The organism is Streptomyces sp. NPDC045026 (assembly GCF_056432625.1).
On record NZ_JBWKIS010000010.1, the window covers coordinates 226,229 to 238,829 of the forward strand.

Annotated in this window: 12 protein-coding genes and 1 pseudogene; 5 read left to right on the forward strand and 8 right to left on the reverse strand. The window is 70.0% G+C overall.

The window, feature by feature from the left end; all coding sequences use genetic code 11:
• Positions 1-35: 35 nt before the first annotated feature.
• The 3 genes and pseudogenes from AC07EJ_RS22965 to AC07EJ_RS22975 all read right to left on the reverse strand — a co-directional run bounded on the left by AC07EJ_RS22965 (position 36) and on the right by AC07EJ_RS22975 (position 2,713).
• Positions 36-920 (reverse strand): aminoglycoside phosphotransferase family protein, encoded by an 885-nt coding sequence (locus AC07EJ_RS22965; protein ID WP_478884839.1) that lies wholly within the window; start codon positions 918-920, stop codon positions 36-38.
• A gap of 94 nt (positions 921-1,014) precedes the next feature.
• A complete protein-coding gene (locus tag AC07EJ_RS22970) occupies positions 1,015-1,920 on the reverse strand; it encodes a hypothetical protein (protein ID WP_478884840.1) in 906 nt (301 codons plus the stop codon).
• Positions 1,917-2,713 (reverse strand): annotated as a pseudogene (locus AC07EJ_RS22975) (MerR family transcriptional regulator). Before AC07EJ_RS22975 ends, AC07EJ_RS22970 begins: the two are co-directional and overlap by 4 nt.
• A 133-nt stretch (positions 2,714-2,846) precedes the next feature.
• Here AC07EJ_RS22975 and AC07EJ_RS22980 point away from each other — a divergent pair.
• Positions 2,847-3,929, forward strand: a complete 1,083-nt coding sequence (locus AC07EJ_RS22980) for a Dyp-type peroxidase (protein ID WP_478884841.1) — start codon at positions 2,847-2,849, stop codon at positions 3,927-3,929.
• Between the two features lie 51 nt (positions 3,930-3,980).
• Here AC07EJ_RS22980 and AC07EJ_RS22985 read toward each other — a convergent pair whose 3' ends face one another.
• The 5 genes from AC07EJ_RS22985 to AC07EJ_RS23005 form a co-directional block, all read right to left on the reverse strand.
• Positions 3,981-4,400 (reverse strand): cytidine/deoxycytidylate deaminase family protein, encoded by a 420-nt coding sequence (locus tag AC07EJ_RS22985; RefSeq protein ID WP_389482781.1) that lies wholly within the window; start codon positions 4,398-4,400, stop codon positions 3,981-3,983.
• Positions 4,401-4,440: 40 nt separating this feature from the next.
• Complete coding sequence (locus AC07EJ_RS22990) at positions 4,441-5,448, reverse strand: winged helix-turn-helix domain-containing protein (RefSeq protein WP_478884842.1); 1,008 nt, start codon at positions 5,446-5,448, stop codon at positions 4,441-4,443.
• 294 nt (positions 5,449-5,742) lie between these two features.
• A complete protein-coding gene (locus AC07EJ_RS22995) occupies positions 5,743-6,264 on the reverse strand; it encodes a hypothetical protein (RefSeq protein WP_478884843.1) in 522 nt (173 codons plus the stop codon).
• Positions 6,265-6,422: 158 nt separating this feature from the next.
• Entirely contained in the window at positions 6,423-7,841 is a 1,419-nt protein-coding gene (locus AC07EJ_RS23000) for a sensor histidine kinase (protein ID WP_478884844.1), read from the reverse strand.
• Positions 7,838-8,515, reverse strand: a complete 678-nt coding sequence (locus tag AC07EJ_RS23005) for a response regulator transcription factor (protein WP_389482770.1) — start codon at positions 8,513-8,515, stop codon at positions 7,838-7,840. Before AC07EJ_RS23005 ends, AC07EJ_RS23000 begins: the two co-directional genes overlap by 4 nt.
• A gap of 64 nt (positions 8,516-8,579) precedes the next feature.
• Here AC07EJ_RS23005 and AC07EJ_RS23010 point away from each other — a divergent pair, with 64 nt between their 5' ends.
• The 4 genes from AC07EJ_RS23010 to AC07EJ_RS23025 all read left to right on the forward strand — a co-directional run bounded on the left by AC07EJ_RS23010 (position 8,580) and on the right by AC07EJ_RS23025 (position 12,599).
• Positions 8,580-9,731 carry a UDP-N-acetylglucosamine--N-acetylmuramyl-(pentapeptide) pyrophosphoryl-undecaprenol N-acetylglucosamine transferase gene (locus AC07EJ_RS23010; RefSeq protein ID WP_478884845.1) on the forward strand — a complete coding sequence of 384 codons (1,152 nt, stop codon included), beginning with the start codon at positions 8,580-8,582 and terminating at the stop codon, positions 9,729-9,731.
• Positions 9,728-10,735 (forward strand): GDP-mannose 4,6-dehydratase, encoded by a 1,008-nt coding sequence (locus AC07EJ_RS23015; RefSeq protein ID WP_478884846.1) that lies wholly within the window; start codon positions 9,728-9,730, stop codon positions 10,733-10,735. The genes AC07EJ_RS23010 and AC07EJ_RS23015 overlap by 4 nt, the downstream gene beginning before the upstream one ends.
• Before the next feature lie 165 nt (positions 10,736-10,900).
• Positions 10,901-11,878 (forward strand): class I SAM-dependent methyltransferase, encoded by a 978-nt coding sequence (locus tag AC07EJ_RS23020; protein ID WP_478884847.1) that lies wholly within the window; start codon positions 10,901-10,903, stop codon positions 11,876-11,878.
• Positions 11,879-12,029: 151 nt separating this feature from the next.
• Positions 12,030-12,599 (forward strand): dihydrofolate reductase family protein, encoded by a 570-nt coding sequence (locus AC07EJ_RS23025; RefSeq protein WP_389482760.1) that lies wholly within the window; start codon positions 12,030-12,032, stop codon positions 12,597-12,599.
• Positions 12,600-12,601 lie beyond the last annotated feature (2 nt).

The following is a 12,601-nucleotide window of genomic DNA, read 5'->3' on the forward strand; positions in this document are numbered from 1 at the left end:
TCTACGCGCTGTACGACCCGAAACGGTGGAGGGCCTCAGCCCCGTCCCTCCGCGCGATTCAGCAGGATCAGTGTGCGTTCAACGAGCTTGCCCACGTTCTGAATGCCCAGCTGAAGTTCGCGCTGGTGGACGAACACGGTGAGGTCGAGGGCGACCTGAACGAAGCAGAAGGCGAGAACACCTGGTCCGGCCACTTGCTCGCCGGCGTCACAGAGCATTTCCAGCGCCTCGGGAGTGATGTCGTGGGCGCTCAGCAGCGTTGCGTAGTCGAAGACTCTGGTACCGCTGCCCAGCGCTTCGATGTCGATGACGCCACCGACGCGGTCTGCGTGGAAGAGGATGTTGCCCGGACGGAAGTCGCCGTGGACCAGGTCCCCGGTGGGCAGGGTGACGGGTCCGTGAGCAGCGAGAAGCCGCTCGCAGACCTTGACGAGGTCCCGGCCGGTCGGGCCCGTCACGGCTGTCTGGCGCCACAGGTCGTCACCGGTCATGCGGGTGGTCGCGAACTCGGACCAGCATCGTTGCGGGTCGGGGTCGAGACCGGCGTGCATCTCCAGGACGTCGATCAGCAACCGGGCCTCGCGCGCGGTCAGTTCCTGCGCGATGTGACCAGGGGCGAGTTCCTGGATCTGGTATCCGAAGCCGTCTGCGCTGGTGCCGACGGCGAGCCATGCAGGGGTCGGATATCCGGCAGCGCGGATCTTGGCGACGGCCGCGGCAGCCCGTTCGATCTGTGGAGCCCAGGAGAGGTCCGGGCTCCACTTGAGTACGGCTTGCCGGCCGGATTCGTCGCTGACGAGCCACGCTCCCGACTGGACTCCGTCGTCGAATCGGTGAAGCAGGTGGAACCGTTCGTCATGCGCGTGGTTGGCCTCGGTCAGGACTGCCTGGGCGGTGCGCGTGTCAGTGGGCTCAGACATGGTCTTCCGGGGCATGGGGAACTCCAGGGCAAGCCGAGTGGTGCCGAACGTGCGCAGGGGACACTACGAGGTACGGTCCCGAACCGCTCGTCAATTACAGGCTGTGGATGCCGCCGGCCGGGTCGGAACTGGGGCTGTTTCCGGCCTGGTTGGTGAGCGTGGACGGGCCGGCGAACGCCTTCAGCGCGGTGACCGCGGCCGTGGCGTCCTCGGCGTAGAAGCGGAAGGCGCGGGCCTCGGCGGGCCTGCCGAGGGCGCGTATGTAACGCACCGGTCCGGTCTGTTCGACGGTGACCGTCGTCTGGCCGCCGACGGCCAGGTCGGCGACGCCGTTCTCGTCCACGGCAGCCAGCCTGCTTGTCGGGAACTTACGGTCCTGGCGCACGGAGGCTATGCGGTCGGCCGGGATGCGGATGTCCAGCAGTGCGCCGTAGCGCAGGTGCAGGGAACCGTCGGATCCGATCACGTGCGGGCGCACCACGCACGAGGCGTGCAAGGCGATGACGAAGTAGCAGCCCCAGACGTCGAGTACCAGCGTGATGGCGTGCACCAGGGGCCAGGGGATGAGGAAAGCGAGGGCGACGGTCTCGACGATGCTGACGAAGAGGAAGCCGTACATGAACGACGTCTGCCCCGGGGCGTAAGGGACGGGCACGTCGCCTTCGCCCACTCCGTGCGGGCCGCGGCGGGCGACCCAGCGCGCGAAGCTGGTGGAGAGGGAGATCTCGTGGGCGGTCAGTTTGCGCACGGGCGCCGGTACGGAGTCGGCGACCGCGGCGAGGAAGGCGCCGCGACGGTCGAGACCGGTGCGGTGGTGCCGGCGCCAGTCGAGGCAGAGCAGAAGGGCTGCCGCCGACATGAGCGCGAGCGCCGCAAGTTCCACCGCCGTTCGGGCGGCCGGGGGCGGTCGCACCCCACCGGCCATGCACAGGACGAGCGCGAGCTCCCCCGGCACGAGTGCGGCGAAGGACCGGCGCACCGTCTTCCTCAACGCCTTCACCGGGCACGCTCCTGAAGCAGCACGATGGCGCGGCGCACGGCCGCGGCCTGGGCCGGGGCGAAGTCCGAGAAGAGGGCGTTCGTGAAACCGCCGCCCTCACCCACATCGCCGTCGGCAGGGATGTTCATCGCTTGCACCGCCGCCTCGGGGATGCTGTCGACGAGGGCCTGCGCCGCCTCCTCCACTCGCACGTCGTCCTCGTCGGCCTCGGCCAGTTCGTCCAACCGGGCGTAGACCTCGTAGGCGCGCCGCATGGCGTCCGGGTCGGCGTTGAGGGTGTGCATCAACGCCTCGAGCCAGCCGCGGTCGCCGCCGGGTGAACCGGTCTCCAGCAAGGCGAGCAGTTCCCGTTCCTTGGCGGCCATCGCGGGCTCCGGTCCGGTCAGCCGCGCCGAGGCGCGGGCCATGTCTTCGAAGAGCGCGGTCAGTTCGGGGGAGACGGGGCCTCGGCGGGAAGCTGCCCGGTGCCCTCGGCCTGTTCGAGCAGCAGCCGCAGACGGGTACGGCGTTGCCGGATGGCCTCCTCCTGGCGGGCCAGGTCGGCGTCCAGCTCGGTGAGGATCTCGACGAGATCCTTGCCCGCATCGTCCGCCAGCACGTCCTTGACCTCGTCGAGGCTCAGGCCGAGCTCGGTCAGCCGCCGGATGCGCGCCAGTTCTACGGCGTCGCGCAGGGAATACTCGCGGTACCCGTTGGGCTGTCGGGCAGGCTCGGGCAGGAGCCCGATGCGGTGGTAGTGCCGCACGGCACGGGTGGTGATGCCGACGATGCCGGCGAGCTCTCCGATTCGCATGGCACCAGTAGAAACGTTGACGTTGCGACAAGGTCAAGCGGCGCGGTGCACGGCTGGTGGCCTCCGCCGTGCGCGGGTCTGGGTGTCCGGCCCGTACGGCCGGGGCCGGTGGCGGACCGTGGTGGGGTGTCCGATGCTGGTTGCGGTGGCCGCCACGGATCTGAAGAGACGCCGTCGCGCGTCGAAGGCCGAGGGTCGAACGTCGCATGCTGAACGCCGCTCGCTGGGAGAGACCGAGATCATGGACCATGCCGCCTCGCAGACCGCCGCCGCCGGCCAGGAAGCGGTCGACACCGAGCCGCAGTGCATCGACGCACCGCTGAGCTCGGCGGCCGCCTTTCTGGTGCTGGTCATCAACGAGGGCGACCGGGCGATGGCCGCGGCCCGTTTCGTCGTCGCCGGCTCGGACGACCTCATCAAAGACGTCCGTATCCGCGCCGGTGGAGGCCTCTTCAGCTGCAACGTCGGGATCTCGCATCGTGTCTGGGAGCCACTGACCGGGAAGCCCCTGCCCAAGGAGCTCAAGCCGTTTCAGGAAATCAAAGGCGCCAAGCACACGGCCGTCTCCACGCCGGGTGATTTGCTCTACCACATTCGGGCTGACTCGGCCGATCTGATTGTCGAATTCGAAAAGATCCTGCTCACGGCTTTCGGTGATTCCGTGACAGCGGTCGATGACGTCGTCGGCTTCCGTTACTTCGACGGGCGCGACCTCCTCGAATTCGTCGACGGCACAGCGAACCCGGATGGCCTGGCCCTCAAGGTCGCCACCCTCGTCGGCGCGGAGGACCCGGCCTACGCCGGAGGAAGCTACGTCGTCATCCAGAAGTACCTGCACGACCTCGCGGCCTGGGAAGCGGAGGACATCGGTACTCAGGAAGCCGTCATCGGGCGCACGAAGTTCGACAACGTCGAAAAGCCGGACGGTACGGAAGGCCAGAAGGCACACAAGACCCTTTGCACCATCCAGGATGCCGACGGCGAGCACGACATTCTGCGCGACAACATGCCGTTCGCCAATCCAGGACGCGGCGAGTACGGCACGTACTTCATCGGGTACTCCAGGCGCCTGTGGGTCGTCGAGAAGATGCTGGAGCGGATGTTCATCGGTGATCCGCCGCCCTTGCACGACCGGATCCTGGACTTCTCCAAGGCTGTTGCAGGGGTGACGTTCTTCGCCCCTGCCCGGAATTTCCTGAGCGACCTGGGCCGATGACCGCCTTGGATGAGTGAGCGCACGACGCGCATGGGTCTGTCCGGTCCGGCGCTACTGGCGTTCCTCATCGAGCTGGTGGTCGGCCCACACGTAGGTCTCGGGAAGCAGGTCGGCGATGGCGACGGTCCGGAGTCGGTCGCCCGCACCGACAATCACCTTCAGGGCCGGGAAATAGTCGAGAAGGACCTGGCGGCACCGGCCGCACGGGGGAACGACTCCGCGGTCGCGGTCGCCCACGGCGACGATCGTGTCCAGCTCGTAGGCGCCTTGGCCTGCTGCCGCGCCGATGACGACCAGCTCGGCACAAGGGCCTCCGGTGAAGTGGTAGGCGTTCACCGCGGTGACGATCCGGCCGTCCCGGGCTCGGGCCGCGGACGCCATGGTGTGGTTGTCGGTCCGGCAGCGCGTGCGCGCGACCTGGGCCGCGGCCTCGATGAGTTCGTGGTCGACGTGATCGGTGTGCGTGGTCATCTTCTCTGCCTTCGTGAGGTGTTGGCCGTCTTGCCGTCAGTCAGCCCGGATGGTCGGGTGGCAGCTTCGCCGTCATGCGGTGTGCGGCGGCGGAACGGCCCTGCCTGCGGTAGAGGGGCAGGGCGGTGGTCCAGGCTTCCCGCGCACGAGCGTCTTCGTCGCGCTCGGCGTGGAGGTCGCCGAGTTTGGACCACGTGTCAGCTTCTCGGTTGGCGTTCCCGATGGACCGGAAGTGCAGGAGCGCCTGACCGTATGCGTGCAGGGCTCGTTCGGTTCCTCCGGTGTGCCGGGCGATGTAACCCAGAGTGTCCCAGGTGGCGGCCTGGCCCTCGCCGTCGCCGTGGTGTTGCAGCAGCGGCAGGGCCTGGCGGCAGTGATCCGCGCCTTCGGCGTAGCGGCCGAGGCGGGCGAGGGCCCACCCTGTGCCGTTGAGGATGTTGGACTCGCCGACCTGGTCGCCGAGTTGCCGGTATCCGTCGAGAGCTTCGGCGAAATGCGGCAGGGCGCTCTCGTACGCGTTGAGCCGGACATGAACCTCGTCGAGAAGGAGCTCGTTGTACTCGAGACGGACACCCAGATGCTCGGCGTCGAGGGTGAGGCGGTATCCGTCCAGCCAGTTCGACTTGAGCCCGGCGAACGGGCGGCCCCGCCACAGCGCCAGAGCCCGTTCGTACCGCTCCTTCGCCTCCTCGGGCGTCATGGTTCGCGCCCGGTCGACCTCGGACCGGAACAGGACCAGGTCCACGCTTGTCTCGTCCGTGCGCAGCAGATAGCCGGCCGGAGTACGGGCGATGTCCCATGCCTCCTTCTCGGACGGCGTCGCCCGTAGGGCGCGGAGCCGGGAGATGTAGCTGTACAGCGTGGCGGAGGCCTGACGCGGGGGCGTGGCGCCCCAGACCCGCTCGATGAGCGTGTCCATGGCCACGGGCCGGTTGGCGTCGATGAGCAGAAGAGCGAGGACACATCTTTGCCGCGGGGAGCCGGGGACGATCTCGGATGTGCCGGAGCGGATGACCACGTCGCCCAAGAGCTCGAAGCCGATGCTCATACTTCCCCTTGCTCCCTGCGCCCTCGCCGACCGGTATCGGTCCGTCGACTCGGGATGCGGTGCTGCTCTCCTTGCGTGTGCAAGAAAGTATCAAGGTCGCTGCACGACGCTTGGGGGAGTCTGGGGCACAAGGGCTTACGGGCAGGGAAGGGCAGGCTCGCGCAGCGCGCCGTGTCGTGCCGTGCGTCAGAGGGCTTGGCGGTCTGACCGGGGGCGGGGGAACCGCCGGAGTCGTGTCCGGCTCTCCGCCCACGGGGGTGGCGGGGAGCCGGGCTGCCGGTGACGTGATCGCTGTCAGTCGGACACGATGTGCAGGATCGCCGTGCCGTCCTCGCCGGTCGCCGCCTGGATCACCACTGCGTCGGGCTCGGGGCTCGGCCGGGTGGCGTCCCCCAGGCCACCGCAGGAGTTGCCTCCACCGTTGCTGCGCAGGACCGTGATGCACCCTTGTCCAGGGCCGGTCGCGCCGGCCTTGGACTGGCCGTTTCCCGACTTCACCGTGTACTCGACCTTGTCCGGGCCGACTTCGGTGACGGTCAGTGTCGCCGTACCGTTCGGGCCCTTGAAGCGGAACGTCACCGGACTGGATACCGCGATCTCGCAGTTGCCGTCCGCGCAGGCGCCGACGTCGCGCCCGTCCGCCGCCGACGCGGACGGCTGCCCGGACGAAGGCCGCGTGGACGGAGTCTTCGGGGACGGGGACTTCTGGGACGGCGAGGTCTTCGACGTCTGTTGAGGGGCGGAGGGCGCCGCCTCGCCGGAGTGGTCCGAACTGTCGCAGCCACCCACCGCCGAGGTGACCAGCGCGGCGAGCACGAGGCCCGCTACCCGCCGATACGAAAGCCCTGCTCGCCGCCTCCGTGCCGATGCCGTCGCGCTCATGAGTTCCCCCGTGTTCCAGCTCGCATGGTTCTCGGCAGCCAGTCTTCCCCCTTGCCACCGTCGTCACGCGGCCGCGGTCCGGTAAGCGGCTCTCACTCGAACGTCAGCCGGAACACCGCCCCGCCGCCCTGCGCCTGTTCCGCCGTCAACTCGGCGCCGTGTGCTCGGGCGATCTGGCGGGCCATGGCCAGGCCGAGGCCCGACCCCGGCAGGGCGCGGGCCGTTTCCGCCCGGTAAAAGCGGTCGAAGACATACGGCAGGTCCTGTGCGGTGATGCCGGGCCCGTGGTCGCGGACCGTCAGTTCGAGACGCTCACCCGGACCCGGACCCGGACCCGGATGCCGGGACGTGGTGAGTTCCATCTCCACCGGCAGCCCTTCCGGGCTGAACTTCGCCGCATTGTCCAGCAAGTTCGTCAGCAGCCTGGTCAGCCGGGCAGGAACCCCCGGGCGTACGGCCTGGGAGGCAGCCGGGGCGATGTCCAGGGTGAAGGGGGTGGTGGGCCAGTGGGCGCGGGCCGCCGTCACCGCGTGTTCGGCGAGTGCGGCGATCCGTACCTCTTCGAGGAGCGGCGCGGGTTCCTCGTCCCTGGCCAGCTCGATCAAGTCGTTCACCAGGCCCGTCACTTCGCGCAGCTGCCGTGCCAGCGCCCCCGCCGCCCGGTCGCGCTGTGCATCGGTCAACCGGTCGGCGCGGGCGAGGAGTTCCGCGTTCGTACGCAGCGCGGTGAGTGGAGTGCGCAGCTCGTGCGAGGCGTCCGCGACCAGGCGGCGCTGTGCCGTCACCGACTGCTCCAGCTCGCCCAGCATCGTGTTGAAGCTCGCGGCGAGTCGGGTCACCTCGTCCTCACGCCCCGGCGGGCCGGGCGGCAGCTCGATGCGGTGGCGCGGGTCGCGGGTCGACGCGATGCGCTCGGCGGTCGCCGTCAGCCGCGCCACCGGCGCGAGACCGGTCCTGGACACCCAGTAGCCGAGCCCGGCCGCCAGCAGAACGCCGGCCGCGCCGATCACGGCCAGCAGGCCGGCCGCTTGGCGTACGCCCTTCTCGACGCTGTCCGAACGGAGCGCGACCTGAAGGGCCTTGTCGTGGCCGAGGCGGGTCGTCAGCATCCGTATGGGCTTGCCGGAGAGCGTGATGTTGCTGAAGTAGGGGGCCCGATCGCCCGTTGCCACCTCGCGGACCGGCGCCGACACGGGCAGGAGATAGGGGTGTGCGGGGTCCTCGGCCGCCAGGGCCGGCACGATCTGGGCGCAGGCCGGAGCCGACAGGAACCGGCACTCTCCGGCCACGACCTGCGGTCCGGCGTCCCGGTTCTCCTGGAGCACCCGGGTCGCCGACTGGGTCAGATTCAGGTCGAGCTGGTGGAACATCTCGTAACGGATCACGAAGAACGCCGCCGTGCACACGCCGACGGCGACCAGTGCCACCGCCGCCGAGGCCGCCACGGCGAGCCGGGTGCGCAGCGGCCGGTGCCGCCGCCAGCGGCGCCCGAGTCTGCGCGCGCCGCTCATGCCACGTCCAGCCGGTAGCCGATGCCGTGGACCGTGTGCACAAGGCGCGGTTCGCCGCCGGCCTCCAGCTTCCGGCGCAGATAACCGACGTATACGGCGAGGGAGTTGGAGTCCGGGCCGAAGTCGCGGCCCCACACGAGTTCCAGGATCAGCTCGCGCGGCAGGACCTGTCCCGGGTGGCGCATCAGCAGTTCGAGCAGTGCCGCCTCGGTGCGGCTGAACTCCAGCGGACGGCCGGCTCGCCGTCCCGTACGGGTGTCGGGGTCGAGGACCAGGTCCGCGTACGTCAGCCCGTCCTCCGTAGGGGTCGGTGCCGCACGCCGCAGCAGCGCCCGTACGCGCGCCACCAATTCGTCCAGGGCGAACGGCTTCACGAGGTAGTCGTCGGCGCCCGCGTCCAGGCCGTCGACGCGCTCACTCACCGAGTCGAGCGCCGTGAGGACGAGTACGGGAGTACGGTCGCCCATCGCCCGCAGCTGACGGCACACGCCGAGCCCGTCCAGGACCGGCATCATCACGTCGAGGACGACCGCGTCGGGTTGCCAGGACGAGACCGCGGAGAGCGCCTCGAGGCCGTCGCGCGCACCGCGCACCTCGTATCCCTCGACGGTCAGTCCGTCCTCGACGGCCGCCCGCACTTCCGGCTCGTCATCGACTACGAGGATCTTGGTCATGCCGTAAAGAGTGCCAAACGGGACTCTTAGAACCCTCTTAGACCGCTCCACGAGTGTGGCCGCCATGCGCACACCAATCTCCGTCGTGATCGGTGCGGGCGGCACCGGCGGTCACATCTACCCCGGGCTCGCGCTCGCCGAAGCACTGCGCCGGGCCGCCCCGGACGCGGTGATCTCCTTCGTCGGCACCGAGCGGGGCCTTGAGACCAAGCTCATCCCGGGCGCCGGGTTCCGCCTGCACACCGTCGACATGATCCCCTTCGACCCCGCCCTCGGCGCCAAGCGCTACCTGCTGCCCGCCGCTCTGCTGAGGTCGGGCGCCCAATGCCGCGCCATTCTGCGCGCCCAAGGCGCCCAGGTGGCGGTCGGCATGGGCGGCTATCCGAGCGCCCCCGTCATCGTCGGCGCGCGCATGGCCGGGCTGCCGAGCGTGATCCACGAGTCCAACGCGGTTCCGGGCCGCGCCAACCAGTTCGCCGCGCGGCTCACCCCGCACATCGCGGTCGCCTTCGACCGCAGCCGCACGCACCTGTCCGGTGGCAAGAACGCCGACACCGTCGGCATGCCGATCGCCACGCAGCTCGCCACCCTCGACAGGATCGCCCTGCGCGCCGAGGCGCGGCACGCCTTCGGGATACCCGACGGCGCGCGGGTCGTGCTGTTCAACGGCGGCAGCCTCGGCGCGGCGCGGCTCACCGAGGCGGCCCTCGGGCTCGCCGCGCGCTGGCGGCACCGCCCCGACGTCCATCTGCTGATCAAAACAGGGCCCGCCGCGCTCGACGAGACCCGCCGGCGGCTCGGGGACTCGCCGGTCGCGCAGGCCGTCCCGTACCTCGACCGGATGGACCTGGCGTACGCCGTCGCCGACCTGGTCGTCTGCCGGGCCGGTTCGGCGACCGTCGCCGAACTCGCCACCACCGGCGTGCCCGCCGTTCTCGTGCCGTACCCGCACGCCCCGGGCGACCACCAGACGCACAACGCCCGCGTGCTGTCCGACGCGGGCGCCGCCCACCTCGTACCGGACGGCGAGACGACCGCCGAGCGGCTCGCGGTCCTCGTCGAGCCGCTGCTCGCCGACCCGTCCCGACTCGCGGCGATGAGCCGCGCCGCGGACCCCGGAAACCATGCGCACGCGGCCGACCTGCTCGCCGCGAAGGTGATCAGCCTCGCCGCCACCCCCAACTCGCCTGTCCACGAAATGGAGTTCACCTCATGACCACCACCGACAACCACTGGGCCGACCGCACCGTCCTCGTCACGGGCGCCGAGGGGTTCATCGGCTCGACGCTCGTCGACATGCTCGTGGAGCGTGGCGCGAAGGTCCGTGCGATGGTGCACTACAAGCCGTACGCGGAGAAGGGCTACCTGGCGCGCTACCTGAGCGACCCGCACAGCCCCGTCGAGATGATCGCGGGCGACGTGCGCGACGCGGGCCGCGTGATGGACGCTGTGGCCGGCTGCGACACCGTGTTCCACCTGGCCGCGCTCATCGGCATCCCGTACAGCTACGACTCGCCCGGCGCCTACGTCCAGACGAACGTCGTCGGCACCGAGAACATCGCCGAGGCCTGCCGCCGCCACTCCGCACGCCGCCTGCTGCACACCTCCACCAGCGAGGTGTACGGGACCGCGCTGACCGCCCCCATCAGTGAGACGCACCCGCTCCAGCCGCAGTCCCCGTACTCCGCCTCCAAGATCGGCGCGGACATGATGGCGCTGTCGCACTGGCACGCCTTCGAACTGCCGGTGACGGTGGTGCGGCCGTTCAACACCTACGGTCCGCGGCAGTCCGCGCGCGCCGTGATACCCACGATCCTGTCCCAACTGCACGCGGGCGCAACGGAGATCAGGCTCGGGTCGCTCACCCCGACCCGCGACTTCACGTACGTCACGGACACCGCGGCCGGCTTCCTCGCCCTCGCGGACTGCGACCGGGCGCTCGGCGAGTCCGTCAATCTCGGCACCGGGCGGGAGATCTCCATCGGGGACCTGGCGACCGCGCTGATCGCCGCATCGGGTCGAGACGCGAAGGTGGTAGTGGACCCGGCGCGGCTGCGGCCGTCCGGCAGCGAGGTGGAGCGGCTGCTCTCCGACAACGCGCGGGCGCGTGAGTGGGCGGGGTGGCAGCCCGAGGTGTCCCTGGAGGACGGTCTGAAGCGGACGTCGCAGTGGGTGGCCGAGAACATCGAGCTGTTCGCGACGGACCGGTACCAGGTCTGAGCCGGAGGTGTCAGGCGGCTGGGGGAGGCCGGGTCGTCGCGTGACCGGCCACGTGCGGCGCGCAAGGCCGTGATCCCTTGCGCTGGAGGCCGTCGAGCGGCGGATCTTCTTGCTTCATAGGCAAGGGCTTATGCGTTGAACGAAATGGCACGTACGGTCGATGTCATGACGCACCGCACACCCGCACCGCACGGTTCTCCCGCTCACTCCCAGCCGCAGCCGCAGCCGCAGCCGCAGCCGCAGCCGCAGCCGCAGGGGCATGGGCCTCATGGCGCAGGCCACAGCGCCCACGCCACCCACAGCCACGGCACTCCTTCCCATGAGCAGGACGGCCTCGCGGAGCTGCTCGACCTCGATGCCGATCTGTTCGCGCCGTACCTCGCTTCCGCGATGCGTTCCATCGCGGAAGCCGCCGGGGACGTCGAGAGGATCGTGGACCTCGGTGCCGGGAGCGGCACGGGGACGTTCGCCTTGCTGAAGCAGTTCCCCTCCGCCCAGGTGACGGCCGTGGACAGCTCCGCTCACATGCTGGAACTGCTGACCCGGACCGCTGCCGCCGAGAACCTGGCCTCGCGGGTCCAGCCGCTGGAAGCGGACGCCGGTACGGGCCTGCCGGGCGTCGCCGACGCGGACCTCGTGTGGGCCTCGGCCTCCATGCACCACATGGACGACCCCGCCGCGACCCTCGACATCGTCTTCAAGGCGCTGCGTCCGGGCGGGGTCCTGGCCGTCGCCGAACTGGACGGGATGCCGCGGTTCCTCGCCGACGACGCGGTACCGGAGCGCCCGGGGCTGGAAGGCCGCTGCCGCGACGCACTCACGACACTGCACGCCGAAGAGGTGCCCCACATGGGTGCCGACTGGGGCACACTGCTGGCGTCGAGCGGCTTCGCCCTTGAGGACGAGCGCACAGAGAATCTCGAACTGCGTCCGGCGGCGGGCGGCAGCGCCGGGCTCTACGCGCACGGGACGCTCAGCCGTATCCGCGGCGCCCTGGACGGCCGCATCGAGCCGGCCGACCTCGAAGCGCTCGACACCCTCTTGAACGAAGGTCCGGCGGACGTACGCCGTCGCGACGACCTGGTGGTGCGCTCCACGCGCCAGCTCTGGATCGCACGCCGCCCCACGGACAGCGGCTCGTAGCGACCCGGAGGAGCGGGCGACGTGATTGGCTGAACAGGTCGAAACACGCGATGCCGCTCCGGCGTCTGTCCTACGTCTCTCCGACGTCTCCGCTGGAGGCCATGGCCGAGGGGAGCGGGTGTGGCACGGAAGGTGCGAGACATTCGGAGGTATGGCCATGCAGACACTCACCGTCGATGTGTTCGTCTCGGTTGACGGGTATGCCGGCAGCGCAACGTCGCCCGCCTACTTCGGCTACTACGGACCCATGCTCGAGGAGTGGATCCACGAGGAGATGGCCGGACCGCAGCTGGTGCTCATGGGGCGGCGTACCTACGAGGCCCTCGCGGATCTCCCCGGGGAGACGGGTGGTGCCGGCGCGGATCCGATGCCCGGTGTGGACAAGGTCGTCTTCTCGTCGACGCTGAAGACGGTCGCCTGGCAGGACACGCGCGTGTGCCATGACGACCTGATCGCCGAGGTCACCCGGCTCAAGAGCGAGGGCCATGTGCCTCTGCGGACCATGGGCAGTCTGTCCGTGGTCCGGCAACTCCTCGACGCGGGTCTCGTGGACCGGCTGCGGCTGATGACCTTTCCGCTGCTCGTGGGGGAGTCGGGCCGCGAGCCGTTGTTCGACGGTGTGGGGTCGGCCGACCTGGAGCTGTTGAGCCATCACGACCTGGACGGCAGGGTGCTGGTGATGGAGTACCGACCCACGGGACGCGCCATCCCACGGGCCTGACG